This is a genomic window from Microbacterium sp. Mcb102, from assembly GCF_024519805.1.
Classification (GTDB): Bacteria; Actinomycetota; Actinomycetes; order Actinomycetales; family Microbacteriaceae; genus Microbacterium.
The window spans coordinates 1-543 of sequence record NZ_JALJRG010000016.1; the positions used below are offsets into that span (position 1 = coordinate 1).

The 543-nt window shown below is 72.7% G+C and carries 1 protein-coding gene; it reads right to left on the reverse strand.

The window, feature by feature from the left end; genetic code table 11:
- Positions 1–543 (reverse strand): HNH endonuclease signature motif containing protein (locus OC372_RS19315; protein WP_262003902.1); only part of this gene is annotated, 543 nt, incomplete at both ends.

Here is a 543-nt window from a genome sequence, read left to right on the forward strand (position 1 = left end):
GGTGGGGTCCCACCAGGCGGGTCCGCGGACGTGGGGTGTGCCGTGGCGCATGCGGATCTCCCATCCGGAGGTGTCGAGGGTTCTGTGGTGGTGCCAGCAGAGGGCGACGCCGTTGTCGGTGTGGGTGGGGCCGCCTCGGGCGTGCTCGTGGACGTGGTGGATCTCGCACCAGGTCGCGGGGACGTGGCAGCCGGGGATGAGGCACTCGCGGTCGCGGAGGGTGATCGCGCGGCGCTGATGCGCGGTGAAGATCCGGTCGGTGGTGCTGATGCCGATGATCCGCCCGTGCGGGTCGAACAGCACCCGTTGCACCCCGCCCGCGCACGCGGTGTGGACGGCGACACGGGTGGAGACGGGGGTGTCGATGCCGTCGACGTGCGCCCACCCGCGGCCGGTCGTGTAGTCGTCGGCGGTGACGGACACCACCAGGGTGGGCGCGCCGCCGCCCAGGCGTGGGGTGTCGTCGTGGCGGGCGGCGATGCCGAGGATCGCGGCGAGGGTGTCGTGCTGCTTCTGCGACCGTGAACGGGTGTCGACCATCCG